20 protein-coding genes and 1 pseudogene are annotated in these 24,715 nt (G+C 70.7%); 9 read left to right on the top strand and 12 right to left on the bottom strand.

Features of this window, described 5'->3' with window-relative positions; all coding sequences use genetic code 11:
- Position 1: 1 nt before the first annotated feature.
- Complete coding sequence (locus ACQP2H_RS31580) at positions 2-1,309, bottom strand: PLP-dependent aminotransferase family protein (RefSeq protein WP_433230264.1); 1,308 nt, start codon at positions 1,307-1,309, stop codon at positions 2-4.
- Positions 1,310-1,606: 297 nt separating this feature from the next.
- On the opposite strand from ACQP2H_RS31580, the gene ACQP2H_RS31575 reads away from it, so the two are divergent.
- Positions 1,607-2,275: a GNAT family N-acetyltransferase gene (locus ACQP2H_RS31575; RefSeq protein WP_208565167.1), complete on the top strand. Its 669-nt coding sequence runs from the start codon at positions 1,607-1,609 to the stop codon at positions 2,273-2,275.
- 42 nt (positions 2,276-2,317) lie between these two features.
- Here ACQP2H_RS31575 and ACQP2H_RS31570 read toward each other — a convergent pair whose 3' ends face one another.
- The 7 genes from ACQP2H_RS31570 to murJ all read right to left on the bottom strand — a co-directional run bounded on the left by ACQP2H_RS31570 (position 2,318) and on the right by murJ (position 10,782).
- Positions 2,318-3,475, bottom strand: a complete 1,158-nt coding sequence (locus ACQP2H_RS31570; protein WP_357532682.1) for an N-acetylmuramoyl-L-alanine amidase — start codon at positions 3,473-3,475, stop codon at positions 2,318-2,320.
- Positions 3,476-3,666: 191 nt separating this feature from the next.
- Positions 3,667-3,990: a thioredoxin gene (gene trxA / locus ACQP2H_RS31565; RefSeq protein ID WP_067310719.1), complete on the bottom strand. Its 324-nt coding sequence runs from the start codon at positions 3,988-3,990 to the stop codon at positions 3,667-3,669.
- Between the two features lie 38 nt (positions 3,991-4,028).
- Positions 4,029-4,979 carry a thioredoxin-disulfide reductase gene (gene trxB / locus ACQP2H_RS31560; RefSeq protein ID WP_357532680.1) on the bottom strand — a complete coding sequence of 317 codons (951 nt, stop codon included), beginning with the start codon at positions 4,977-4,979 and terminating at the stop codon, positions 4,029-4,031.
- A 177-nt stretch (positions 4,980-5,156) separates the two neighbouring features.
- Entirely contained in the window at positions 5,157-6,149 is a 993-nt protein-coding gene (locus ACQP2H_RS31555) for a hypothetical protein (RefSeq protein ID WP_357532678.1), read from the bottom strand.
- Positions 6,146-6,943 carry an RNA polymerase sigma factor SigM gene (sigM, locus tag ACQP2H_RS31550; RefSeq protein WP_219465383.1) on the bottom strand — a complete coding sequence of 266 codons (798 nt, stop codon included), beginning with the start codon at positions 6,941-6,943 and terminating at the stop codon, positions 6,146-6,148. Before sigM ends, ACQP2H_RS31555 begins: the two co-directional genes overlap by 4 nt.
- 43 nt (positions 6,944-6,986) lie before the next feature.
- The gene (locus ACQP2H_RS31545; protein WP_219470485.1) at positions 6,987-8,582 is read right to left on the bottom strand and encodes a protein kinase family protein; all 1,596 of its coding nucleotides are present in this window, start codon (positions 8,580-8,582) and stop codon (positions 6,987-6,989) included.
- 448 nt (positions 8,583-9,030) lie between these two features.
- Positions 9,031-10,782 (bottom strand): murein biosynthesis integral membrane protein MurJ, encoded by a 1,752-nt coding sequence (gene murJ, locus ACQP2H_RS31540; protein WP_433230259.1) that lies wholly within the window; start codon positions 10,780-10,782, stop codon positions 9,031-9,033.
- 125 nt (positions 10,783-10,907) lie between these two features.
- Between murJ and ACQP2H_RS31535 the strand changes: the two genes are divergently transcribed.
- The gene (locus ACQP2H_RS31535) at positions 10,908-12,365 is read left to right on the top strand and encodes a CCA tRNA nucleotidyltransferase (RefSeq protein ID WP_208565161.1); all 1,458 of its coding nucleotides are present in this window, start codon (positions 10,908-10,910) and stop codon (positions 12,363-12,365) included.
- A 64-nt stretch (positions 12,366-12,429) separates the two neighbouring features.
- Here ACQP2H_RS31535 and ACQP2H_RS31530 read toward each other — a convergent pair whose 3' ends face one another.
- Both ACQP2H_RS31530 and ACQP2H_RS31525 read right to left on the bottom strand, forming a co-directional pair.
- Positions 12,430-13,950 (bottom strand): flotillin family protein, encoded by a 1,521-nt coding sequence (locus ACQP2H_RS31530; RefSeq protein WP_433230256.1) that lies wholly within the window; start codon positions 13,948-13,950, stop codon positions 12,430-12,432.
- A gap of 28 nt (positions 13,951-13,978) precedes the next feature.
- Complete coding sequence (locus ACQP2H_RS31525; protein WP_357018814.1) at positions 13,979-14,500, bottom strand: hypothetical protein; 522 nt, start codon at positions 14,498-14,500, stop codon at positions 13,979-13,981.
- 1,075 nt (positions 14,501-15,575) lie between these two features.
- Between ACQP2H_RS31525 and ACQP2H_RS31520 the strand changes: the two genes are divergently transcribed.
- From ACQP2H_RS31520 to ACQP2H_RS31500, 5 genes are all read left to right on the top strand, one after another.
- Positions 15,576-16,973, top strand: a complete 1,398-nt coding sequence (locus ACQP2H_RS31520; protein WP_433230253.1) for a hypothetical protein — start codon at positions 15,576-15,578, stop codon at positions 16,971-16,973.
- A 440-nt stretch (positions 16,974-17,413) separates the two neighbouring features.
- The gene (locus ACQP2H_RS31515) at positions 17,414-17,809 is read left to right on the top strand and encodes a peptidase inhibitor family I36 protein (protein ID WP_433230251.1); all 396 of its coding nucleotides are present in this window, start codon (positions 17,414-17,416) and stop codon (positions 17,807-17,809) included.
- A 99-nt stretch (positions 17,810-17,908) separates the two neighbouring features.
- Positions 17,909-18,397, top strand: coding sequence for a methylated-DNA--[protein]-cysteine S-methyltransferase (locus ACQP2H_RS31510; protein WP_433230248.1), 489 nt, complete (start codon positions 17,909-17,911; stop codon positions 18,395-18,397).
- Between the two features lie 127 nt (positions 18,398-18,524).
- Positions 18,525-18,731: a ribbon-helix-helix protein, CopG family gene (locus tag ACQP2H_RS31505; protein ID WP_067310753.1), complete on the top strand. Its 207-nt coding sequence runs from the start codon at positions 18,525-18,527 to the stop codon at positions 18,729-18,731.
- On the top strand, positions 18,728-19,114 hold the full coding sequence (locus ACQP2H_RS31500) for a hypothetical protein (RefSeq protein ID WP_433230245.1): 387 nt from the start codon (positions 18,728-18,730) through the stop codon (positions 19,112-19,114). Before ACQP2H_RS31505 ends, ACQP2H_RS31500 begins: the two co-directional genes overlap by 4 nt.
- A 58-nt stretch (positions 19,115-19,172) precedes the next feature.
- Here ACQP2H_RS31500 and ACQP2H_RS31495 read toward each other — a convergent pair whose 3' ends face one another.
- A complete protein-coding gene (locus ACQP2H_RS31495; protein WP_208565154.1) occupies positions 19,173-20,252 on the bottom strand; it encodes an inositol-3-phosphate synthase in 1,080 nt (359 codons plus the stop codon).
- Positions 20,253-20,269: 17 nt separating this feature from the next.
- On the bottom strand, positions 20,270-20,911 hold the full coding sequence (locus ACQP2H_RS31490) for a PadR family transcriptional regulator (RefSeq protein WP_208565153.1): 642 nt from the start codon (positions 20,909-20,911) through the stop codon (positions 20,270-20,272).
- A gap of 175 nt (positions 20,912-21,086) precedes the next feature.
- On the opposite strand from ACQP2H_RS31490, the gene ACQP2H_RS31485 reads away from it, so the two are divergent.
- Both ACQP2H_RS31485 and ACQP2H_RS31480 read left to right on the top strand, forming a co-directional pair.
- Complete coding sequence (locus ACQP2H_RS31485) at positions 21,087-21,533, top strand: DUF5318 domain-containing protein (protein ID WP_433230243.1); 447 nt, start codon at positions 21,087-21,089, stop codon at positions 21,531-21,533.
- 197 nt (positions 21,534-21,730) lie between these two features.
- Positions 21,731-24,657: pseudogene (locus ACQP2H_RS31480) on the top strand (transglycosylase domain-containing protein).
- The last annotated feature ends 58 nt before the right edge of the window (positions 24,658-24,715 follow it).

The raw sequence follows: 24,715 nt of genomic DNA, 5'->3' as shown, positions 1-24,715 counted from the left end.
ATCATGCCAAGTCGGGGCCGGGGACGTCCGCCCCGCCCCGCCGGCTCCCGGTCGGACCGACCGGGCCGAAGACCTGCCGCATGGCGATCTCCTGCTCCATGACCCGGGCCAGCCGGCGTACCCCCTCCCGGATCCGCTCCGGGGCGGGGAAGGAGAAGTTGAGCCGCATGTTGCCGGTGCCGGTGCCGTCGGCATAGAAACCGGTGCCCGGTACGTAGGCGACCCGGGCGGCGATGGAACGTGGCACCATCGCCTTGGCGTCCAGCCCGTCGGGCAGGCTGGCCCAGACGAAGAGACCACCGGTGGGCCTGGTCCAGGTGGTGCCCTCCGGCATCAGGTCGTGCAGCGCGCCGAGCAGGGCGTCACGCCGTTCCCGGTAGACCTCGCGGTAGACCTTGAGCTGTTCGCGCCACGGCATCGTCGACAGGTACGTCGTGACGGCGGCCTGCGCGAAAGCGCTGGGGCAGAGGATCTGCGCCTCACTGGCGATGACCAGTTTGTCGCGGACCGCGTGCGGGGCCAGGATCCAACCCACCCGCAGCCCGGGGGCAAAGGTCTTGGAGAAGGTGCTCAGGTAGAACACCCCGTCGCGGCGGCGGGCCCGCAGCGGCCTGGGCGCCTCACCCTCGAAACCCAGCTGGCCGTACGGGTCGTCCTCGACCACCAGCAGGCCGGCGCGCTCGCAGATGTCGAGCACCCGTTCCCGCCGTTCCTCGCTCAGCGTCACGCCAGCCGGGTTCTGGTAGGTGGGGATGGTGTAGAGGAACTTCACCCGCCGGCCGGCGCGGGCCTGGTCGGCGATCGCCACCTCCAGGGCCTCCGGGATCAGCCCGTCGTCGTCCATCGGCACGTGGACGACCTGCGCCTGGGCGGCCTGGAACACCCCGAGTGCGCCGACGTAGGTCGGGCCTTCGGCGAGCACCACGTCACCCGGGTCGAGGAAGAGCCGGGCCACCAGGTCGAGCGCCTGCTGACCGCCGACGGTGACCACCACGTCGTCGGGGGAGGCGCCGCAGGAGGCGTCGATGCCGGAGTCCGCCATCACCTCGCAGATCCGTTCGCGCAGCTCCAGGGTGCCCTGGCCGATGCCGTACTGGAGGGTGGTGGTGCCGTGTTCGCTGCCGAGCTTGCCGAGCATCTCGCCGACCGCGTCGAGCGGCAACGCGGCGATGTAGGGTGCGCCACCGGCGAGCGAGACGACCTCCGGCCGGCTGGCCACCGCGAAGAGGGCCCGGATCTCCGAGGCGGTCATGCCCCGGACGCGCCGGGCGTACCGGTCGGTGTAGTCGTCAAGCGTCGTGCCGGTCATGACATCACCTCGATCGGGTGTCGGTCGGGCTCCCGCCCGCTGGGGTACCCGCGGTGCCGGCGACCATGGCGGCGCGGGGACGCCGGTCGGTCGATCGTAATCCCCGGCGGGGCGGTCGTCGGTCACGATGTGGTCCCCGTCCACATCCCGGACGTCCGTCCCCTGGCCCGGGTGGCGATTCGCGCGTCCCCTCCCGTACGGTCGGCAGGCGGCGTACGATCGCTCGTCGGGGACGCAGCCGGTGTGCCGCCGCTGCGGGCTGGTCTCGCCTCCGAGCCTGAGTGTGGGGATGCGCTGATGTCGCGACGTCTGGTCAGTCTGACCCTCGACACCCTGGAGGACCTGCCTCGCCCGTGCCGGCAGTGCGTCTACTGGGAGTTGGACCCGGTCTCCGCCGAGCGGGCCTGCGCCAACGGTGACCCGGGGCTGGAGAAGGAAGCGTGGGTCTCCCAGACGCTGCTGGAGTGGGGTTCCTGCGGCAAGCTGGCGTACGTCGACGGGATGCCCGCCGGTTTCGTGCTGTACGCGCCGCCGGCCTACGTGCCCCGCTCGATGGCCTTCCCGACCTCGCCGGTGTCGGCGGACGCCGCGTTGCTGATGACCGCCAGTGTGGTGCCCGCGTTCGCGGGCGGTGGGCTGGGCCGGATGCTGGTTCAGGGTGTCGCCCGGGACCTGACCAAGCGGGGCATCAAGGCGATCGAGGCGTTCGGTGACGCGAAGTTCGGTGACGAGCCGGAGGACACCGTGCGGGCCTGCGTCGCCCCGACCGACTTCTTCCTCTCGGTGGGCTTCAAGACGGTCCGTCCGCACCCCCGCTACCCGCGCCTGCGCCTGGAGTTGCGCACCGCGCTGAGCTGGAAGTCCGACGTCGAGTACGCGTTGGAGAAGCTGCTCGGCTCGATGAGCCCGGAGAGCCTGCTGCGGCCGGTCCGCCCCGCCCCGGCGACCCGGTCCAGCGCCGGCTGAGCGGCGAGCCCTACGCCCCGCCAGCCCGCGGCACCACCAGGTTCAGTCGCGGACCGCGCCGGCCGTCACCACCGCCCGCAGGGCGCTGACGTCGATCGAGCCGGTCGGCACGTCCCGTTCGACCGGGAAGAACATCCGCTGTACGGCGGCCACGATCGCCTCGACGACCCGGTCCCGGAACCGGGGGTCGACCAGCCGGGACCGGTCCTGCGGTGAGGTCAGGTAGCCCACCTCGACCCGGACGGCCGGCATCCTGGTCAGTCGCAGCAGGTCCCACGCCTTGGCGTGGGTACGGCAGTCCCGCAGCCCGGTCCGCGCCACGATCTCCCGCTGCACCAGCCCGGCGAGTCGTTCCCCGGTGGCCGAGGTGACGCCGTTGTCGGTGCCGTAGTGGTAGGTGGCGACCCCGTCGGCGGCCGGGTCGGCGTGACCGTCGGTGTGCAGCGAGATGAACACGTCGGCACCGAGGGAGTTGGCCAGTTCCGCCCGGTCGACGTCCGGCAGGCAGTCGCGGGGGGAGGGGCCACGGGTCAGCTGCACCCGTACCCCGGCTGCGGCGAGCCGCCCCTCCAGCCGGCTGGCCAGGTCGTGCACCAGGTCCGCCTCGGTCCAGCGCAGTGAACCGTCGGGCACCACCACGCCCGGGTCGGTGCCGCCGTGCCCCGGGTCGATGACCACGGTCCGCCCGACCAGCGTCGGGCCGGACTGCCGGATGGCGTCGGACTCCCGCAGCCACTGGGGGCGTCCGCCGACCACCTTGCGGCCGAGCCGCCGCAGCGCACCCATCGTGTACGGGCCGCAGGAGCCGTCGGGCTTCAACCCGACCTCACGTTGGAACTGGGCCACCGCCCTGGAGGTGCGTACGCCGTAGACGGCGTCGGCGCCCCCGACGTCGTACCCCATCTCCAGCAGTCGTTCCTGCAGGGAGCGGACGTCATCGCCGGTGAGGGGTTCGGGCACCGCGTGGTAGAGGGTGCGGGCCCCGAGTCGCCAGCGGGCCGCGTCCAGGGCCCGCCAGGTCTCCGCGCCGACCCGGCCGTCGGCGCTGAGCCCACGGGACTGCTGGAAGGCCCGGACGGCACGTTCGGTGGCGACGTCGAACTCGTCACCGGGTGTGGCGGCGAGGAGGTCCAGGCCGGTCAGGACGGCACGGATCTCGGTCACTGCCGGTCCACGGTCACCGGATCGGATCGGACGCACGCAGGACCCCCTCAGAGGTTGGCTGCCGGGCACCTTCGCAGACGGCCACGCTGTGCGTCCGGAGGACCAGCGCTTACGGAGCGTACCGTGACCGGTCTGGTTCGGCCGGCGGTTCGCGCAGGTCAGGTGGCGCCGGGACGACCGGAACCCCGCACCCGGTGGGGGTACGGGGTTCCGGTGGTGCGCAGGTGTTACAGCGCCGACTCGATCAGCCGGACCAGTTCGCCCTTCGGCTTGGCCCCCGCGATCGACTGCACCGGCTCGCCGTTCTTGAAGATGGTGAGGGTCGGCACCGACATGATCCGGTAGGCGCGGGCCGTCTCCGGGTTCTCGTCGATGTTGAGCTTGACGATGGTGACCTGACCGGCCATCTCGCCCGCGATCTCCTCCAGTAGCGGCGAGACCTTGCGGCACGGGCCGCACCACTCGGCCCAGAAGTCCACCAGGACCGGCTTGTCGGACTTCAGCACGTCGGCGGTGAAGCTGGCGTCGGTGACGACCTTCGTTGCTCCCACTATGACCCTCCTCCTCAGATTGTTGGTGTTGCTGTCGTTCAGCTCAGGGTGGCGATGAACCGCTCGGCGTCGAGGGCGGCGGCGCAGCCGGTGCCGGCGGCGGTGATCGCCTGCCGGTAGGTGTGGTCGACCACGTCACCGGCGGCGAAGACACCCGGCACGCTGGTGCGGGTGCTCGGGGCCTGCACCTTCACGTAACCCTCGTCGTCCACCTCGACCTGGTCGCGGAAGAGTTCGCTGCGCGGGTCGTGGCCGATCGCCACGAAGACGCCGGTCACGTCGAGCACCTTGACGTCGCCGGTGTGCACGTTGCGGACCCGGACGCCGGTCACCTTGCCGTCGTCGCCGAGCACCTCCTCGACGGTGCTGTTCCACTCCACCCTGATCTTGTCGTTGCCCAGCGCGCGGTCGGCCATGATCTTGCTGGCCCGGAACGAGTCGCGCCGGTGGATGATGGTGACCGACTCGGCGAACCGGGTGAGGAAGCTGGCCTCCTCCATCGCGGAGTCACCGCCGCCGACCACCACGATGTGCTGGTTGCGGAAGAAGAACCCGTCACAGGTGGCGCAGGACGACACGCCGTGCCCCAGGTATTCCTGCTCGCCCGGGACGCCCAACGGACGCCAGGCCGAGCCGGTGGAGAGGATGACGGCCTTGGCCCGGTAGGCGGTCTGCCCGACCCACACGGTGCTCACCGCGTCGGAACCGGTGTCGCCGGTGTCCTTCAGCTCGACCCGGGTGACGTCGTCGGTCAGGAACTCCGCACCGAACCGTTCGGCCTGCTTGCGCATGTTGTCCATCAGCTCGGGGCCGAGGATGCCGTCGGCGAAACCGGGGAAGTTCTCCACCTCGGTCGTGGTCATCAACGCACCACCGGACTGCACACCCTCGATCACGAGTGGCTTCAGGTTGGCGCGCGCGGCGTAGACCGCCGCCGTGTAGCCGGCCGGCCCGGAGCCGATGATGATCAGGTTGCGGACCTCGTCCACTGCCGTCTCCCGATGTGTGTGTACGACATCGGCGGCGCACCGACGTCGATCCGAGCGCCGACGGTTCAACGACGTCGGCGGCTGACTTGCAGAACGTCATCGTACGAACCGGGGATTCCCGGACCGGTCGTCCGGTGGGTCACGTCACGCGATGCGGGACGAGGGGTGACCGGGTCCTCACCCTACCTGCGCCTGGTAGCGGGTGTCCGCGCCGGACCCCGGCACACCGCACTCCGCACCGCTCGCCCACGCCCACCGTGCACCGCTGGGATCGGTGAAGCGGACCACCACCGCAGGCAGGCCGTTGAAGGTGGCGTAGTCGACCACCTCGACGGCGACCGGCCCACGGTTGTGCTCGGCGGCGATGTCGGCGAGACAGGCGTCGAGCGCCGCCCGCCCGGTCAGCCGGTCGAGCCCACCGGGTTCGGTGAGTCGCTTGCTCTCCGGCGTGGTGGGGTCGATCTGGGTGGTGACGTCGGGCCCCTCCGCGGACTGGAGACCCGGCGGGGTGACGGGGCGGGGCAGTGGGGCGGCCGTGGTGCCGCGCAGCGTCGTCGGGGACCAGTCGATGCCGCTGCGTTGGGTCTCACCGGTGAACCGGAAACCCCGGCCCGCGTTTTCCGCGCCGTCCTGCGCCGGCCCGGCCATCGTCGTGGCGGGGGAGTCCCGGGAGGCCGCGCCGTCGAGCAGGTGGGCCACGCCGAACCCCACTGCGGCCAACGACACCGCGGCGAGGCTGACCGGCCCGGCGAGCCGCGCCCAGCGCCGTCGCCGACCGGGACCCGACGCATCGGTGCGTCCGGCCCCGGCCCGACCGCCGGGGGTACGCGACCCGCCCGGTTGCGTGGGCACCGGGCCGACCTGCGGGTCGGCCCGGTCGGGTGTGGCGGTGTCGTCGGTGGGTGGGGTGGCCGGGCCGGCACCGGCGAGCACGGCGGTGAGCCGCTCCACCACGGCCAGGGGCATCTCCGGTACGGCGGCACCCCAACCCGTCAGCTCGTCGTGCACCCGGGTCAGGGCGGGGGCCAGCACGTCGTGCGCGTCGGACCAGGCCGGGTCCTCGGCGACGAGTCGGGCGACGACGGTCTGCTCCGGGGTGCCGTCCAGTGCCCCGCCCAGATAGTCGGCGAGCAGGTCGTGGTCGACCTCCCTGAACTCCCGGCCCGTCACGTCTCCTCCTGGATGGCGCCCCGCCGGGCCTGCCCCGACCCCGATCGGACGCCGTCGGTCGGCTGCCGGTTCCCCGGTGTGACGTCGGAAACGTCCCGACCCGTCCGGAGGTGCCCGCCCCGCGTGGTCGCTGAGCTGGCGGCCGGGTGGGGCGACGGTTCGTCCCCACCTGCGCGCAGGTGCCCGAGCACCCGGGCGAGCCGGGCCCGGCCCCGGGCGCAGCGACTCTTGACCGTGCCCTCGGCCACCCCGAGGATCAGGGCGACTTCGGCCACCGGGTAGCCCTGCACGTCCACCAGGATCAGCGCGGCCCGCTGCTCGACCGGCAACCCGGCCAGCGCCTGGCGTACCACCAGGGCGGTGTCGTGGTCGGTGGCGGGTGCCGCCGGCTCGACGCCGCCGGTGCCCCGGGCGTCGTCGGTGTGGTTGCCGTCGGGCAGTGGGACGGTGGGGTGGGCCTGCCGGCGGCGGAGCCGGTCCAGGCAGGCGTTGACCACGATCCGGTGCAGCCAGGTGGTGACGGCGGAGTCGCCCCGGAACCGGCCGGCGGCGCGGTGGGCGGACAGCAGTGCGTCCTGGAGGGCGTCGGCCGCCTCCTCCCGGTCACCCGTGGTCCGCAGGGCCACCGCCCAGAGCCGGTCGCGGTGCCGGTGGAAGAGTTCGGTGAAGGCGTCCCGGTCACCGGCGACGTGGGCACGCAGCAGGTCCAGGTCGGTGGCCTCGGGCTGCGGTGCCCCGGTCGCTGCCGGCCCGCCGGTCGCCGGGTCGGGTGGGTGCCCGCCGCGACCGACCATCACCACGCCCGGCGGAGGCGGTGACGGGGTCGCGGCCGGCAGGTCACGATCCCTGGACCGCGATCTCCTGGACGCCCAGCTTGAAGCCCCGCTCGGTGGAGGGCAGCTCGGTGATCCAGAAGAGCAGGTACTGGTATTTCTGCTCGGGGTCGAAGCCGTCGAAGGCCATCTTGGTGCCGTCGTGCTGCTCGAACGGCTGCCCGATCCGCGTCTTGAATCCCTTGACCAGGTCCTTGTCGCCCTGCGAGCTGGACGGGAAGTCGCCGGTGCCGGTGAACAGCGCCGCGGAGACGCCGGAGTCCGACAGGGTGGCCGTGAGCGACTTGACGGTGTGCAGGGCGCCGAGGTCGATCCAGACCCCCATGCCCTTCTTGTAGTTGCTGAAGTTGGCCGAGTAGTAGGTGTCGGTCTCCCAACCCTTGTCCTCGTCGCCGTCCAGCATCTTTTCGGCGTCGCCCAGCTCGTTGCGTTGCCGGCTGTCCGGGTCGATGATCCGGATGTCCTGGATGTTCAGCTTGCGCACGGCGGGGGCCGGGGTGGCGTCGCCGGCCGGGGTGCTGGCGGAGGGGCGGGCCACCGGCTCGGTCTGCGGGTCGTCGTCGCCACCCAGCGTGTTGATGCCGATGAGTAGGCCGATCAGGGCGACCGCCAGCAGACCGGCGATGCCGATGGCAACCTTCCGACCCCCTGCGGCGGCGAGCGGCGAGCGGTCCTCGACGCCGTCGGCGGTGAACCGGATGGTGCCGGTCTGGTCGAGGAAGTGGTCCTCGGCGGGGATGTCGAGCCGGCCCAGCTCGGCCGAGAGCACGTCCGACGACGGCGGGGCGATCTCGGCGTCGAGCAGGTCCATGGTCAGGTCGTCGAGGTACGCCGGCACGCCGGCCCGGACCTGCCGGGGTGCGGCGATGGCGCCGCTGGCGTCGCGGACGGCGTCCGGGATGGCGGCGCGGCCGTGGCCGGCGGTCGCACCGCGCAGCGGCGCCTCGGCGTGCGGCCAGTGCCCGGTGAGGGCGAAGTAGAGGATGCCGCCCACCGCGCGGATGTCGGCTTCCTGGCTGTCGTCGCCGTCGGTGCGGGCGTCGGCCAGCACCACCCGGCCGTCGTCGCTGATCATCACGGTGCCGGGGTGCACGTTGCCGTGGACCATTCCGGTGGCGTGCACGGCGGCCATGGCGCTGGCGACCGCGTTGCCGATGGCGGTGGCTCGGGCCGGATCCAACGGGCCGTCGGCGACCAGCTCACGCAGGGACCGACCGTCGACCCACTCCCGGACGACGTAGGCCCGGACGTCCTCGTCGATGGCGTCGTAGACGCCGACCAGGTTGGGGTGGATGACCCGGCTGGCCGCCACGGCGGCCTGGAGCATCTCGGTGGCGGAGTCGCCTCCCGGGTAGCGGAGCACCACGGCCACGGGGCGGCGCAGGATGACGTCGACGCCCCGCCAGACCAGGCGCCCGGCGCTGTCGTTGTTGATGTGCTCGACCAACTCGTACCGCTCGGCGAGGATCTCACCGGCTGTGGGAGCACCGAAGGTCATGACCGGAGGAGCGGTTTCCTCCGCCTCCTGACCCTCGCCGACCTGGGTCACCCGTCCTCCCTCGGTGATCGTGTCGATCGATGGACCCGAACTGCTGGGCATGTGGCTTCCCGATCCGCCGTCGATGGAGCGGCCGGCGGCGTCGACGCGGGAGTCGGCCACCTGCCGTGTCCGTCGACAGCGACCTTACCCGGACCGCCCGCCATCCCGACATGTCATCTTCCCGCCGCGCTCAACGGGCCGTCGCATATGAGGGGATTAGTCCGGTTACCGCCACTCTCGCCCGCGTTGCTGGCACATGTACTGGCCAATCTAGACGCTGGCCGCAAGCCACCGACCCCCGGGCCGGCCCACCGGTGACAACCCGGTGGCAGTACGTCAGGTTCCCCCCGAACGGCCGCACATGCTCAGCCGTACGGTTGGTTGTCCACAGGCCCTTACGGTGACTGAGCGGGGACTAACCAAGTTATCCACAGGCGTGTCCCCAGGCTGGTGATCCTCGTTCACCCTGCGTGTCCCCTGTCCGCCCGGCCCCGGTACGGGCAGCGGATCAGCGGCCGAGCCGGCGGCGCACCATCCCGACCACCTCGGTGATCTCACCGATCCGCAGCACCATCGCCAGGCCCAGGTACGTCCCGCCGATCACCACCCCGCCGAGGACCAGCCGCACCGCCGCCGCCGTCCAGCTCAGGTTGCCCGGGTCACCGGGGAGCAGGTTGACCACCAGCAGGCCGACCAGCGCCGCACCGAGCGCCGCCACCAGCACCTTGCCCACGGTCCGCATGATCCGACCCAGCCCGATCCGGCCCACCCGGGGCCGCAGCAGCATCGCCGAGAGCACCGCCGCCGCCACGTACGAGACGGCGTTGCCGAGCATCATGCCGGCCGCCGCGAAGGTGGCCGAGAAGGTGACGAAGACCCCGATCTGCACGGCCACCCGCAGAATCACCACCGGGATGTTGACCAGCGCCGGGGTGCGGGTGTCCGGCAACGCGTAGAAGGCGAAGGTGAACAGCTGGCTGATCGCGAACGGCACCAGGCCCAGCGCGGCGACCAGCAGCACCAGCGAGGTGGCAAGCGCGTTGTCACCGGTGAACGCGCCGTACCGGAAGACCACCACGGAGACCGGGCCGGCCAGCACCGCGTAACAGACCGCGATCGGGGCGAGCACCGCCGTCACCATCCGGGTGCCCCGGGACAGATCGGCGGTGACGTCGGCGAACCGGCCCTCGGCGGCGGCGGCGCTCATCCGGGGCATCAGCGCCGTGATGATCGAGACGGCGATGATGCCGTGCGCCATCATCAGCAACAGGAAGACGTTGTTGTAGATCAGCAGGCCGGCGTTGCTGTCGTCGCCACCGGCGGCCCGGGTGAGCAGGTTGACCACCACGAACAGGCCGAGCTGGTTGACCGCGACATAGCAGAACATCCAGCCACCGAGCCGGGCCAGCTCACGCAGACCCAACTCCCGGAAGTCGAACCGCAGCTTCCACCGGAAACCCACCTTGCGCAGCGCCGGCAGCAGCCCGGCCGCCTGCACCGCCACCCCGAGCAGGGTGCCCCCACCGACCAGCAGGATCCGGTCCCAGCCGATGTCCTCCGGGCCCAGCGCCTGCGCGCCGTACACCACGATGTAGAGGCCGAAGGTGCCGATGACGACCAGGTTGTTGAGGATCGGCGCCCACATCGGCGCGGCGAAGTGCCCCCGGGTGTTCAGCACCGCCGCGATCAACGCGCTGACGCCGGTGAAGAACAGCATCGGCAGCATCAGGTAGGACAGGTTCGTGACCAGGCCGGTGTAGTCCTGGTTCTTGCCGCCGGCATAGAGCGTGGTCAGGGTCGAGGCCAGCAGCAGGGCCAGCACGACCGTGACCGCGAGGGCCAGCACCGCGAGGGTCAGCAGCCGCTGGGCGTACGCCTCACCCCGGTCCGGGTCGGCCTTGCGCCGGCGTACCAGCACCGGGATCAGCACGCTGGTCAGCACGCCGCCGAGCAGGAACTCGTACACCTGGTTGGGTAGGAACTGGGCGGTGGTGAACGCGTCGCCGACGGCGCTGCCCAGCGCGGCACCGATCATCAGGTTGCGGACGAAGCCGGTGCCCCGGCTGACCAGGCTGCCGACCGCCATCACCGCGCTGTTCGCCGCGGCGCTGGTCTCCGCGACCACCTCCTGCGGCGGCGCGGTCGCCTCCACCCCCGGCTGGTTCAACGGCTCGGCGGAGATGAACGTCGCCCCGTCGTACGGCCGGAGCCCGTCGTCACCCTGCGCGGCGTTCGCGCTGCGGTAGAGCCCGCCGCTCATCTCCAGCCTCCCGGGGATCCGTCGGAGCCGGTACCGGTCCGCACGCCATGACCATAGTCAACCCGGACCCGACACCCGCGCCCGGCGGATCGGTTCCCGTCCCCGCCCGATAGGCTGGCGATCCCATGTCCGAAGCCTCCACACCCCACGCCGCCGAACGCCGTGAGCTGACCACCGCGCAGCGCAACGCCGTCGCCGAGCTGCTCCGCGTCTCACCGGTCGCCGACGAGCTGGGCCGCCGGTTCGCCCGCGCCGGGCACGAGCTGCACCTGGTGGGTGGTTCGGTGCGCGACGCCCTGCTCGGGCGGCTCGGCGACGACCTGGACTTCTGCACCGACGCCCACCCCGACCAGACGTTACGGATCATCAAGGGCTGGGCCGAGTCGATCTGGGAGACCGGTCGGGAGTTCGGCACCATCGGCTGCCAGCGCGACGGCCTCCGGCTGGAGGTCACCACCTTCCGTGCCGAGGCGTACGACCAGGTCAGCCGCAACCCGGTGGTGGAGTACGGCACCAACCTCACCGACGACCTGCGGCGGCGCGACTTCACCGTCAACGCGATGGCGGTCAGCCTCCCCGACCACCGGTTCACCGACCCGTACGGCGGGCTGGACGACCTGGCCGCGAAGATCATCCGTACCCCGGGCACGCCGGCCGAGTCGTTCGGCGACGACCCGCTGCGGATGCTGCGGGCCGCCCGGTTCGCCGCCCAGCTCTGCTTCGCCGTCCACCCCGACGTGCGGACGGCGATGACCTCGATGGCCGCCGACCTGGACCGGATCACCGCCGAGCGGATCCGCGACGAGTTCACCAAGCTGCTCTGCGGCACCGACCCGATCACCGGGCTGCGGCTGCTGGTCGACACCGGGCTGGCCGACCGGTTCCTGCCCGAGCTGACCGGCCTCAAGCTGACCATCGACGAGCACGCCCAGCACAAGGACGTCTACGAGCACACGTTGACCGTGGTGAGCAACGCGGTGTCCTACGAGACGGACGGCTGTGACTTCGTGCTCCGGATGGCCGCGCTCATGCACGACGTGGGCAAGCCGGCCACCAAGGCGGTCGGTGGGGATGGTCGGGTCAGCTTCCACCACCACGAGGTGGTCGGTGCCCGGCTGACCAAGGCGCGGATGAAGGCCCTGCGCTACCCGAAGGACGTCACCTCCCAGGTCACCAAGCTGGTCGGCCTGCACCTGCGGTTCTACGGGTACGGCCGGGGCGAGTGGACCGACTCGGCCGTGCGCCGGTACGTCACCGACGCCGGTGACCTGGTGGACCGGCTGCACAAGCTGACCCGCTCGGACTGCACCACCCGTAACCGGCGCAAGGCCGCCCAGTTGGCTGCCGACTACGACGCGTTGGAGGAGCGGATCACCCGGATCGCCGCCGAGGAGGACCTGGCCCGGGTCCGGCCCGACCTCGACGGCAACGCGATCATGGAGCTGCTCGGCGTGCCGCCCGGTCCGCTGGTCGGCCGGGCCTGGCAGCACCTCAAGGAGCTGCGCCTGGAACGCGGCCCGCTCGACCGTGACGAGGCCGAGGCGGAACTGCTGCGCTGGGCCCACGAGCAGGGCCTGCGCTGAGCTGACCTGAACGACGCGAGGGGCCGCCCGGCGCACGCCGGACGGCCCCTCGTCGCGCGTACGGTCAGCGGGTCTCGACCGCGCTGCCCTCGACCGGCGACTTGCCGTTGGCCGGGGACCCGGCCGACGCCGCGCCGAGCTTGGCGAGCAGGGCCGACAGGTCGATGCCGGTGAGGTCGGAGCCGAGCTGGAGGCCCTGGGCCACGTTGCCGGCCACCGACTTGGTCAACGAGGACGCCCCGTCGGTGGAGATCACCGTCAGCTTGTCGATCGCGCCGATCGGGGCGCTGGCCGCCTCGACCACCTGCGGCAACATCTTGACCAGCAGGTCGAGCACGGCGGCCTCACCGTACGCGGCGAACGCCTCGGCCTTGCGAGCCATCGCGTCGGCCTCGGCCTGACCCCGGGCCAGGATGGCCGTGGCCTCGGCCTGGCCCTCCCGCTCGACCGCCTCGGCGATCGCGGACCGCCGCCGCTGCTCGGCCTCACCCTCCTTGGCGCCTTCGATCGCGTTGGCCTCGGCCAGCGCTGCCCGGCGGGCCCGCTCGCCCTCACCGGTGAGCCGGGCCTGCTCGGCGGCGGCCTGGGCGGCGGCGATGGTGGCCTGCCGCTGGGCGTCGGCGTGCAGCACCGCCGCGTTGCGGGACGCCTCGGCCTCCTGCTCCACCTTGTACCGGGCCGCGTCGGCCGGCTTGCGCACCTCGGTGTCGAGCTGGCGCTGCTTCAGCTCGGCGTTGCGCTCGGCCACCTTCTGCTGCTCGGAGAGGATCGCCTGGTCCCGCTCGGCCTGGGCGAGCGGCCCGGCCGCCGCCGACTTCGCCTTCGCCGCGTCGATCTCGGCCTGGATGCCGGCCTGCTTGAGCGACAGGTTCCGGTTGGCCTCGGCGATGGCCTCCTCGGCCAGCAGCCGCTCCTGCTCGGCCTGCTGGCGGGCGCGGGCCTCGGCGATGGCCGCGTCCTTGAGCACCCGGGCCGCCTCGGGCCGACCGAGGTCCTGCAGGTACGACCCCTCGGCGAGGATGTCCTGGAGCTGGAAGGTGTCCAGCACCAGCCCCTGGTTGGTCATCGAGTGCTCGGCCTCCTCGGCGACCGCGTTGGCGAACGCCGCCCGGTCCCGGATGACCTCCTCGACGGTGAGCCGGCCGACGATCGAGCGCAGCGCGCCGGCCAGCACCTCCCGGGTGAAGTTGTCGATCTCGTCCTGCTGGTGCAGGAACCGCTGGGCGGCGGCGCGGATCGCGTCCTCGGTGCCGCCGACCTTCACGATGGCCACGCCGTGCAGGTCGGCCCGGATGCCCTGCTTGCTGACCGCGCCCCGGATGCCGACGTCGATGCGGCGGCTGGACAGGTCGAGCGACTGGAGCTTCTGCACCACCGGCAGGACGAAGACCGACGCGCCGAGGACGACCTTCTGGCCGGAGTTGTCGGTGGACCGGCCGCCGTCGGCGTTCTGCGTGGTCCGCCCCTTGCGGCCGGTGACGATGAACGCCTCGTTCGGCCCGGCGACCTTGATCCGGGAGAGCACGAACATCACGAGGACGAGGGCGAGGACGACCGCGCCGCCGATGGCGATGAGGAGAGGCATGGGGGGTTCCGTCTCTGCGAGAAGAGGGTCAGTAGGTCTCGACGTGCACGCTGGTCTCGCTCAGCGTCTGCACCACGAAGATCTGCGCACCGAGCGGGATGGGCTCGTCGGCGCGGGCGTTGAGTTTCACCGGTTGGCCGGCGACGCGTACCCGCACCTCGCCGTAGCCGCCGGTCGGGATCGGGGTGACCACCAGGCCGAGCGCGCCGACCAGGTCGTCCCGGGTGGGGGTGGCGTCGGTGCGCATGTCGCGCGCCGCCCGGCTCAGCCGACCCGCCAGCCACGCGGTGGGCACTGCGGCGAGCGCGCCGCCACCGACCGCCGCCGCGATCATCCCCGGGGTACGCCCACCGAGCAGCTCGTTGACGATGGCCGCGCCGAAGCCGAACGCGCCGAGGAAACCGGCGACGGCCTCGACGGAGACCGGACCGTCGACGTCGGGATGACCGAAATGCAGGATTTCGCCGCCGAGCAGGGCGAGCGCCAGCACGCCGACGCCCGCCCCACCGATGATCAGAAAGATGAGCGTCCCCGTGGCCACGACCTGCACGGTAGCGACGACGGGCAAGGTTACCTTGCGTTGACGGACCGCTGCCTCTGCGTTCGTCGGCGCTGTTCGGCCCCGCATGCTTTTTTTCGTTTTTTCGACAGGGGTGGGTGGTGGAGAAGCCGGTGTGGGGTCAGGAGCGGGGTGTGCCGCCTGGTCTCTGCTGGACGATCCTCGCCGCCGGCCCGACCCGACGCTCGACCGGGCCGGGCCGAGACGGATCCGTGGCCGTCCTCAGCTGGGTGAAATCCCAGCTCACGAATTTTCCGGGGAGTTTTTCGGAAGGGCTGGCCGCATAGGGAGATGTTCGCCTCCCGCGCGTTGCGAACAACCGTCACGTTGGCTGCGCGGACGGCGACGGGTGCCTGGTGGCAACTCCGGCAGGATTGGGATTCGTCGGCGGGGTGGAGAAGGATCGCCTCTCAGGGCGGTGAGGTCCGTGACCGTGACTCGCCGGAGCCGACTCCCCGCCACACCTTCAACGAAACGAGTGCACGACGTGACACGCGTCGTGCCGGTAAGGAGTTCCACAATGGCTCGTCAGCACCACCTGAGCAGCGGCCACCAGGGGCGTCCCCGGTCCGGTGGGGGCGCATCAGCGACTGTTCTGCTGGCCATGCTGATGGCCTATTCGGCGGCGGTGATGCGCGACGGAGGTTCCTGGCAGGTTGCGGTCACGGTTCCCGCGATCCTCGGGGCGGTCGCAGTCAGGCTGGCCCGTTGGGAGTCGAGCTCCCCGTACCGCAGCGAGCGACGCACCCTGCGCGGGCTGCTGTACGTGCTGGGAGGGGAAACCGGGCACCGGCCCGAGGATGCCGCCGAACCAGCCGGCCGAGACGACCAGATGCAGGACCGCCCCGTGGGACAGGCCCCCAGGGGCCGGTAGAACGGTAGCCCGAGATCACGCAGGAAGGTCAGAACGAGAGTGCACAGCCGGGGGAACCCGACCATCGAACACGGGACGACGAACAAGGCGGGCCGGCCGCCGAAACCGGTGGTGGGTTTCGGGCCGCCCGCTGAACTCGCTACGAAGCTGCGTGCCGCACATGCAGCCGCTGGCGCTCCGAAACTCGCCATCATGAGGCTCAGGTGTGGGAAGGGCGGGAGCAGCCTGTCGGAGAGTGCCGATGGTCGGAAGGTCCCGACGGACGAAGCGCTACGCGGCTACCTCGTCGGCATCGGACTCACCGATGAGGCGAAGCACCGTGAGTGGCAACGACTTCGTACGGCGACGGAGGAGGCCGCCAAGCGGTTCAAACCGGACCGCAGTTTCAGCTCGTCATCAGACCTGCTCGCCGCGCTGCGCTGCCTCGCACGGGATCAGGACCTGCCCGAGGAGGAGTTCGTCAGGCGACTCGGAAAGGTAGGGAACGAGACACTGCGGGGCGCACTGTCGGGCAGAGCACCGACCAAGGAGATGGTGCACGACGTCCTGGCCGGCGAGGGTGCCCTCGATCCGGATGTGCTGGGCTACATCGTCTTCTGCCTGGGCGGGCTTGAGAGCCATGTCCGTTCATGGCAGACGAAGGCCAGCCACGTCATCAGGCAGCAGGCCGATCGTCCCGTCGAAGAGCAGGCAGAGCCGATCGACCTACGGTCGGGGTCGCTCACTGCCTCGGCCCCGGCACCCGAGGACGTGGACACGTCCGGCCGAGTGGTGGTGAACGCGGAATCCGGCATCGAACAGCGACCACGCCTGCGGTGGCGAAGGCTCCTGACGGCAGTGGCGACGTTGGTCGCTGCTCCTCTGGTCGTTCTGGGCGGGGGAGAGCCCGGTGGTAGGGATACCCCGGTCCCGCCGACCGGGGTCGGCGGCGGGTACGAGCTCACCGTACTGGGCCAGCGGGTGGTCATCCCGTGGGAACCGGCGATCGTGCGGACGGACGCGGTCATCCGGCGACAGGTGTCGTCACGAGCGGCCCCCCCGGCTCAGTCAGACGACCGGGTGGTGCGGGAGTACCGGCGGTGGGTCACCGACGACGGGTGGGACTGCGAGGCCAGCGCTGTGATCAAAGAGCATCGCCCACCCGTCCCTGAAGGTGCGGACTGTCTTGCTCCGGGAGACGTACGGATTCGTGTTCCGGACCCGTCGACGGACCCGCTGGAACTCCGGAGGCAACTCCTGGCCGAGCAGGGACCCGGGTCGACCGGCACGTTCCGTGGGATCGCCAACCTGTACAAGGACCACTGCCTCAGCCACGCACAGCGAGCGGCAGTCGTGAAGTTGCTCCCCCAGACTCCTGGTGTGGTCTACCGCGGGTCGTGGAGTGACGGTGAGGGCCGCTCGGGCCTGGCGTTCAGCGTGGACGCTGGAGCCACCGACGGGACGCTGAACAGCCGTGACACGTTGGTCATCGACCCCCGCAACGGCGCTCTCCTCTTCCACGAATTGACCACCTCTCCCGAGTCGTTGTCGCCGGTGGCCGAGACTCGAACCACCTATTTCGGCTGCTCCCGTAGTGGAGGTTCCGGCTGAGGCCGTCCCGGGGTCAAGGACCGACAGCCGCCCGGCCCACTGGACGGTGGCGATGGTCTGGCTGGGGTGTCGGAAATGCGGCGAGAAAAGGCTGAGTTGCGGGTGCGCCATGTGGAAAAAGGGCAGTGGTGGTGGGTGGTGCCGCCACTGGAGGTTTCGGTGATCGGCGGTCGAGCCACCGATATGGCAAGGTCGCGGACCTGATCCGTAGGCCAGGCGCAGGGTTTGCTGGGCCCGCTGCGGCAAACGAGCGTACCGGAACTCTGCACGTACCGGTTTCTCCGGACCCCTCCGCGTTCGGCCCGGTCTGGCGATCACTCTCGGTGGAACCCTACCCTGACTCAACGGGCGTCACTGAATGTGATCAATTGCATCCGAAGCGTTGATCTAGATGCCCTGATCTCGCCGTACTGCCGGTCGATTGAGGGAGTGAAGCCACCATGATCCGTGTCGGTCGACGTCTGCTGGCTAGCATCACGGTCAATGCGGTGATCGTTCTGGGCGGCTTCTCGTTCGCCGCTCCGGCGGCTGCGGAATCGGGGCGCTCGCCGGGTGTGTTTGCCACCCCCACCTGCCCGAGTGGATGGTTCTGCTTCTACGACGACACCCGATTCGGTGACCCGTACGGCAAGCTCTCCGACTGCGGTTGGCAGAACCTGGCCACCTGGGGTTGGCAGAACCGCACCGAAGCCGTCTACTACAACCTGCCCTCCGGGTCGGCATCGTTCTACGAGAGCAACGGCACCTTTCTTTTCAAGGTGAGCGCGGCGAGCAGATCTATCAGCGACGTCTATCCGAAGCAGAACAAGGCGGACAAGGTCTACCGATCCTGCTGACCAGGCCACATCGCGTCAGACCAGCCGTCAGAGCAGCGCAGGACCGCCGCCGTGCCGGGTGGATGGCGGCGGGGCCGGGGCGAAGGGGAGAATGTCGGCGTGCGCTGGACCGTTCTCGATACGCCGATCGGAGCCTTCTCCGTGGCCACCGACCACGATGGGGTGTGCGGCGCACACTTCGGCCGGGTGGAGTCGGCGGCCGAGTCACCTACCGACGGGGTGTCCGGGCAGGCCGTAGCGGAACTGCGGGCGTACTTCGCCGGTGAGCTGACCGGGTTCACCGTGCCGGTGGAGGTGCCGCGCGGGTCCGAGTTCGAGCGCGCCGTCTGGCGGGAGATGACCCGCATCCCGTACGGGGAGACGCTCACCTACGGCGAGGTGGCCCGGCGGGTCGGCGACCCCGGCGCGGCACGTGCGGTCGGGGTGGCCTGCAACCGCAACCCGGTGCCGGTGATCGTGCCCTGCCACCGGATCGTCGGCGCGGGCGGCAAGCTGGTCGGCTTCGGTGGCGGCCTGCCGCGCAAGGTGACGCTGCTGGAGTTGGAGGCGGGGGTGGCGCTGCGCCGCGCCTGGCTGCCCGAGGGGTGATCGCACAGTCCGTCCGCCCTGATCCGAGCGGTCCTCGCCACCATCGTCGCGGACGACGACCCAGCGAGGAAGAGACGTGGCGTCGAGCGTGGTTGACCAGCCGACCGACGAGTTATACAACTCTGGTATGGCCTTCACCCTGAACCTGAAGCCCGAGGTCGAGCAGCGACTCAAGGAGCTCGCCGAGGCGGAGCACCGGTCGATGCACAAGACGGTCGAGGTGGCGGTGCAGGCCTACCTGGACCGGCACGACCGGGACGAATGGACCCGCCAGGCCGCCCGCCGGGTGTTCGAGGAGGACGCGGAGTTCTTCGAGATGCTGGGGGACAGATGACCCACCCCTGGCCGGACGCCGAGGACCTGCTGACCCTGCTCGCCGAGCACACCGGCCCCCGGAGCCAGGTGCGGGACGCCGGGATACTCGTGGCGGCGGCGGCCCGACCGCACGCGCGGTTGGTCGGACAGGCCGCCTACCCGAGCGCGCTGGACAGGGCGGCGGCACTGCTGCACGGGTTGACGGTCTGGCGTCCCCTCGACCTGTGGAACGCCGGGCTCGCCTGGGCGGCGATGCGCATCCTGCTGACTCGTTCCGGCCTGCGCCTCACCATGCCGGCCAAGGACCGGATGGCCCTGACCGACGCGTTGACCAGTGGTGAGGTCGACTCGGTCGAGGAGTTGACGTTGCGGCTGTCGCCGTACCTGGAGATGGCGGGCTGAACACGCGAGGGCCGGATCCGTACGGACCCGGCCCTCGGTGGTGCTGGTGGTAGGCGCGTCAGCGCTCGATGTCGCCCTTGATGAAGGACTCGACGGCGGCGTGCGCGTCGTGGTCGGCGTACTGCTCCGGCGGGGACTTCATGAAGTAGGAGGAGGCCGAGAGGATCGGGCCACCGACCTTGCGGTCCAGGGCGATCTTGGCGGCCCGGACGGCGTCGATGATGACACCGGCGGAGTTCGGCGAGTCCCACACCTCGAGCTTCAGCTCGGCGTTGAGCGGGGTGTCACCGAAGGAACGGCCCTCCAGGCGGATGTACGCCCACTTGCGGTCGTCCAGCCACGGCACGTGGTCCGACGGGCCGATGTGCACGTCGCTCTTGACCATCTCGTGCGGGATCTGGGACGTGACCGACTGGGTCTTCGAGATCTTCTTCGAGACCAGCCGGGTGCGCTCCAGCATGTTCATGAAGTCCATGTTGCCGCCGAAGTTGAGCTGGTAGGTGCGCAGCAGCTCGACGCCCCGGTCCTCGAACAGCTTCGCCAGCGCGCGGTGCACGATGGTGGCGCCGACCTGGCTCTTGATGTCGTCACCGACGATCGGCAGGCCGGCGTCGGTGAACTTCTGCGCCCACTCCGGGTCGGAGGCGATGAAGACCGGCAGCGCGTTGACGAAGGCGCAGCCGGCGTCGATCGCGGCCTGGGCGTAGAACTTGGCGGCCTGCTCGGAGCCGACCGGCAGGTAGCAGACGACCACGTCGACCTGGGCGTCGCGCAGCGCCTTGGTCACGTCGACCGGCGCGGCGTCGGACTCCTCGATGATCTCGCGGTAGTACTGGCCCAGGCCGTCGAAGGTCGGGCCGCGCTGGACGCTGACGCCGGTGGGCGGCACGTCGCAGAGCTTGATGGTGTTGTTCTCGCTGGCGACGATCGCCTCCGCGAGGTCCATGCCGACCTTCTTGGCGTCCACGTCGAACGCCGCGACAAAGTCGACGTCCGATACGTGGTAGTCGCCGAAGGTGACGTGCATGAGACCCGGGACGCGGTCGTTCGGGTCGGCGTTGCGGTAGTACTCCACGCCCTGCACGAGGGACGAGGCGCAGTTACCCACACCGACGATGGCGACGCGGACGGAGCCCATAGCGTCTGCCTCCTTCTTCATGACGGCCGCTCATTCCTGGACTCTCCAGGCGGAGGCGGGCTGTTGTTGTCTCGTGGACCGCCGGCCGTCCCGGGTCGCGGGACTGTCGGGGCACGGCCGGAGCGCTCGTTGGCGATGAGCTCCTCCAGCCAGCGGACCTCGCGCTCGCAGGCGTCGAGGCCGTGGCGTTGCAGTTCCAGGGTGTACGCGTCGAGACGCTCGGCCGCCCGGCCCAGCACGTCCCGAAGTCCCTCGCGACGTTCCTCGATCGTGCGGCGGCGACCCTCCAGGATGCGCAGCCGGGTCGCCTGGTCGGTGCGGGCGAAGAACGCGAAGTGCACACCGAAGCCCGTGTCGTCGTACGTCTCGGGCCCGGCCTGCGCGATCAGTTGGGCGAAGCGTTCCTTGCCCTCCGCGGTGATCTTGTAGACCACCCGACCTCGTCGGCTGGTCAGTGCGGGAACCTCCTCGGCGGTGGCCGGTGCGTCGGCGGCCTCGGTGATCCAACCCGCCGCCTGCAACCTGCGCAGGGTCGGGTAGAGCGAGCCGTAGCTGATCGCCGCCCGGATGGCGCCGAGCTTGGCGGTGAGCTCCTTGCGGAGTTCGTAGCCGTGCATCGGGGCCTCCTGCAGGAGGCCGAGGATGGCGAGCTCGAGCACGGGCCACCCTTTCCTTACCCTCGGAGCGGCTGATTAACCGCCTCGATGTATCGGACCGATACATCGCACGTTAGTACCTCCCCCGCTGTCAGGGCAAACCCCCGTTCTGCGCCAGCCCGTGCACGGATCGTGACGGTGGTCGCCCCACCCGATCGGAACGCGTACCCTTTGCCGCATGCGCACGTCTCGTCAGGTGGTCGACTACTCGCTGCAGAAGCGAGCAGTGCTGCGTGACGTGCTCGCCGGGCGGATCGGCACGTACGACGTGTGCGACGCCTCGCCCTACCTGAAGAACGCGGCCCGGTTCCACGGGGAACCGACCGAACAGCGGTGCCCGATCTGTCGGAGCGAGAACCTCACCCACGTCCACTACATTTACGGGGACGAGCTCAAGCAGTCCGCCGGCCAGGCGCGCACGCTGGCCGAGTTGCCCGCGCTGGCGATGACGCTGCGTGAGTTTCAGGTCTTCGTGGTGGAGGTGTGCCTCGGCTGTGACTGGAACCACCTCGTCGAGCAGTTCCTGCTCGGCGGGGACGGGCTGGCCGACGGCGGTCCGGAACAGGGCGCTGCGGAGTCCGCCGCCGCCGCCCGGCAGGAGCGAAGGCGAGAGGCGCAACGGTGAACCTGGCTGATCCGGTCGACTCGGGTGTCGTACGACACAGACACCGCGACCGGCGGCCCATCGGCCCGATTGGCCCGAATGATGTGGAATTTGCAGCGCGCACCCGGCTCATCGCCGGCCTCATGGCGCGTGTGTCAGCTCACGGCAACCCGGTGGTGGCGCCCCCGCGTCCCACCGCGACCGGCAGGGTGTGAGGAATGAACTCGTACGGCGATCCCAGTTCCCCGCGCGCGCGGGCCCAGGTACCGGGTTCGAACGGCGGCCCCGGACCGGGGGCGGACGACGCGTACCCCCGATGGGGCGGTGACGACCGGGGTGCCGCCCCGGCCGGCCGGGCCTCGGTCGGCGGTGCCGCGCCCACCGGGCGGGCTTCGGCGGCGGTGCCCCCGCCGCGCGCGACAGGTGGCGCGGCCCCGGTCGGCCGGGCTACCCCGGGCCGGGCCTCGGTGCCGGTCTCCCCGGCCGGGCCGGGTCGGGCCTCCGTGCCGGTCTCCCCGGCCTCGCCGGGATGGGGTGGCGGGGGTCGGGCCTCGGTGCCGGTCTCCCGGCGGGCGGACCGGCCGGGCGGGCCAGCGTCGGGACGGCTTCCGCCGGCCGGGCCAGCGTCGGCGCGGCCTCGGTCGGCTCCGCGGGTCGCGCCTCGGTGGCGCGGGCCGGCGTCGCGCCGGTCGGCGGCGGCGGGCCGGGTGGGCCGGGCGGCCCGAACGGGCCGGGTCGCGGCTACGGAGGTGGTGCCGGCGGTGGGCGTGGACGCGGCCCGGGTGACCCGGACGCGATGGCGAAGGCCAAGCGGCGCAAGCGGATCAACCTGCTGATCGCCGGCTTCGCGGTCTTCATCATGCTCGCCGGCCTCGGCGTGGTCGGCTTCACCTACTACTCCACCACCGTGGTGCTGCCCAACCAGATCAAGCTGCCGCTCGCCACGACCATCTACGCCAGCGACAACAAGACGGTCATCGCCAAGGTGGGCGAGCAGAACCGCACCTTCGTCTCGATCAACCAGATCCCGCAGCACATGCGCGACGCGGTGGCGGCGGCGGAGGACAAGAACTTCTACGAGCACGCCGGTGTCGACTACAAGGGCATCGCCCGCGCCGCCTGGAACAACCTCTCCAACGGCGACAAGCAGGGCGCCTCGACGATCACCCAGCAGTACGCCCGCAACGCCTACGAGAACCTCCAGGACGACTCGTACGCGCGAAAGGTGAAGGAGGCGATCGTCGCCTCCAAGCTCAACGATCAGTTCACCAAGGAACAGATCATGGAGCACTACCTCAACACCATCTACTTCGGCCGCAACGCGTACGGCATCGAGGCGGCGGCGCAGACCTACTTCGGCAAGTCGGTCTCGAAGATCGACGTGGCCGAGGCCGCCGTGCTCGCCGCCCTGATCAAGCAGCCGGAACCGAGCGCCACCCACAAGGGTTTCGACCCGGCGCTCAACCCCGCCGAGGCCAAGGACCGCTGGGACTACGTCATCAAGAACATGATCGAGATGCGCTGGGTCGATGCCCCCGGCCGGCCGGCGCATCCGACGGAGTACCCGACGAAGACGCTGCAGACCCCCAAGGAGTCCCGGTCGGGCGTCAAGTTCGGCGTCAACACCCCGATCGGCAACGTCATCAACTACGTCTCGGCGGAGATGCGGGAGAAGAAGCTCTGCACCGACAACGACGCCGAGGTGACCGAGCGCAAGCCGCGCTGCTCGGCGATGCTCCGCGAGGGTGGTTACCGGATCCGGACCACCATCGACAACAAGGTGCAGAAGGCCGTCACCAGCGCCGCCCAGCGCGGCACCAAGGGCTCGGAGCTGGATGGCTCCCGCAAGAACCTGATGGCCGCCGTGGTCTCCATCGACCCGCGCAACGGCCGGGTGCTCGGCTACTACGGCGGGGACGACGGCACCGGTACCGACTACGCCGGCACCAACACCGACACCAACGGCAACGTCACCGGTGGGCACTCGCCCGGCTCCAGCTTCAAGATCTACACGCTGGCGGCGGCGCTGGAGGCCGGCAAGTCCGTCGAGTCGCGCTGGAAGGGCCGGGCCTTCACCCCGGAGGGTGACAAGTTCCGGGTCAGCAACGCCGGCACCGACAACCCGTCCTGTGGTGACTCCTGCACGTTGCGGGAGTCGACGTTGAAGTCGTTGAACGTGCCGTTCTACCACGTCAGCCTGGACATCGGGCCCGACAAGATCGTCGACATGGCGGCCAAGGCCGGCGTCAGCATGATGTGGCAGACCAACGTGAGCCCGCCCAAGGGGCACGACCTGACCAAGGAGAAGTCCAGCGACCTCGCCCCCGACCCCTTCTACCACGTGGTCGCCTACGGCCAGTACCCGATCACCGTGCTCGACCACGCCAACGGCCTCGCCACCTTCGCCAACAAGGGCATCTACAACAAGGCCCACTTCCTGATCTCCGCCGAGAAGCAGAACAAGGAGACCGGCAAGTGGGAGAAGCTCGGCGGCGAGCAGCTCAAGCCGCAGAAGCGGATCAACCCGGACGTGGTCGCCGACGTGACCGACGTGCTGGAGGCCTACCCGGGCCGGATCAGCCACACCCTGGCCGACGGCCGGAAGGCGACCGCCAAGACCGGCACCTGGGAGCTCAAGGAGGGCACCGACCAGAACGGTGACGCCTGGACCGTCGGGTACACCCCACAGCTCGCCACCGCCGTCTGGGTGGGCAACAAGGGCAAGCGGGAAGCGATCAAGCTGAACAATGGTGCCAACATGACCGGTTCCTCCATGCCCGGCGAGATTTGGGAACGGGTCATGAACGGCGCGCTCAAGGGCGAGGAGAAGCTGGACTTCCCGCCGGCAGCGAAGGTCGGCGACCCGGAGTCCGGCAACGGCACCCCGCCGCCGCCCCCGCCGCCACCGCCGAACCCGAACGGCCAGAACTGCGCCCCGACCGACCTGCAGTGCCTTCTCGGTGGCGGGAACCAGGGCGGCAACAACCAGGGCGGCAACCAAGGTGGGAACCAGGGCGGCAACCAGGGTGGTAATCAGGGAGGGAACCAGGGCGGCGGTCCGCCGATCCCACCCAACCAGAACCTCCCCGGCCAGAACGGCGGGAACGGCGGCGGACTGCTGCCGACCCCGCGTACCCGCGACTGAGCTGACCAGTACACCGACGAGCGTCTATGCCGCTGCCGGCGACCCGCAGACCTGCGGA

Origin of the sequence: Micromonospora sp. CA-248260, from assembly GCF_050942205.1 — a bacterium.
In the GTDB taxonomy this organism is placed as follows: Bacteria; Actinomycetota; Actinomycetes; order Mycobacteriales; family Micromonosporaceae; genus Micromonospora; species Micromonospora antibiotica.
This window is presented reverse-complemented; position numbering and strand designations above follow the sequence as displayed.

Coding starts and splice junctions, on each gene's coding strand:
- ACQP2H_RS31580 (WP_433230264.1), bottom strand. CDS start 1,309: ATGACCGGCACGACGCTTGACGACTACACCGACCGGTACGCCCGGCGC.
- ACQP2H_RS31575 (WP_208565167.1), top strand. CDS start 1,607: ATGTCGCGACGTCTGGTCAGTCTGACCCTCGACACCCTGGAGGACCTG.
- sigM (WP_219465383.1), bottom strand. CDS start 6,943: ATGGTCGGTCGCGGCGGGCACCCACCCGACCCGGCGACCGGCGGGCCG.
- ACQP2H_RS31545 (WP_219470485.1), bottom strand. CDS start 8,582: ATGCCCAGCAGTTCGGGTCCATCGATCGACACGATCACCGAGGGAGGA.
- murJ (WP_433230259.1), bottom strand. CDS start 10,782: ATGAGCGGCGGGCTCTACCGCAGCGCGAACGCCGCGCAGGGTGACGAC.
- ACQP2H_RS31535 (WP_208565161.1), top strand. CDS start 10,908: ATGTCCGAAGCCTCCACACCCCACGCCGCCGAACGCCGTGAGCTGACC.
- ACQP2H_RS31530 (WP_433230256.1), bottom strand. CDS start 13,950: ATGCCTCTCCTCATCGCCATCGGCGGCGCGGTCGTCCTCGCCCTCGTC.
- ACQP2H_RS31520 (WP_433230253.1), top strand. CDS start 15,576: ATGAGGCTCAGGTGTGGGAAGGGCGGGAGCAGCCTGTCGGAGAGTGCC.
- ACQP2H_RS31515 (WP_433230251.1), top strand. CDS start 17,414: ATGATCCGTGTCGGTCGACGTCTGCTGGCTAGCATCACGGTCAATGCG.
- ACQP2H_RS31505 (WP_067310753.1), top strand. CDS start 18,525: ATGGCCTTCACCCTGAACCTGAAGCCCGAGGTCGAGCAGCGACTCAAG.
- ACQP2H_RS31500 (WP_433230245.1), top strand. CDS start 18,728: ATGACCCACCCCTGGCCGGACGCCGAGGACCTGCTGACCCTGCTCGCC.
- ACQP2H_RS31495 (WP_208565154.1), bottom strand. CDS start 20,252: ATGGGCTCCGTCCGCGTCGCCATCGTCGGTGTGGGTAACTGCGCCTCG.
- ACQP2H_RS31485 (WP_433230243.1), top strand. CDS start 21,087: ATGCGCACGTCTCGTCAGGTGGTCGACTACTCGCTGCAGAAGCGAGCA.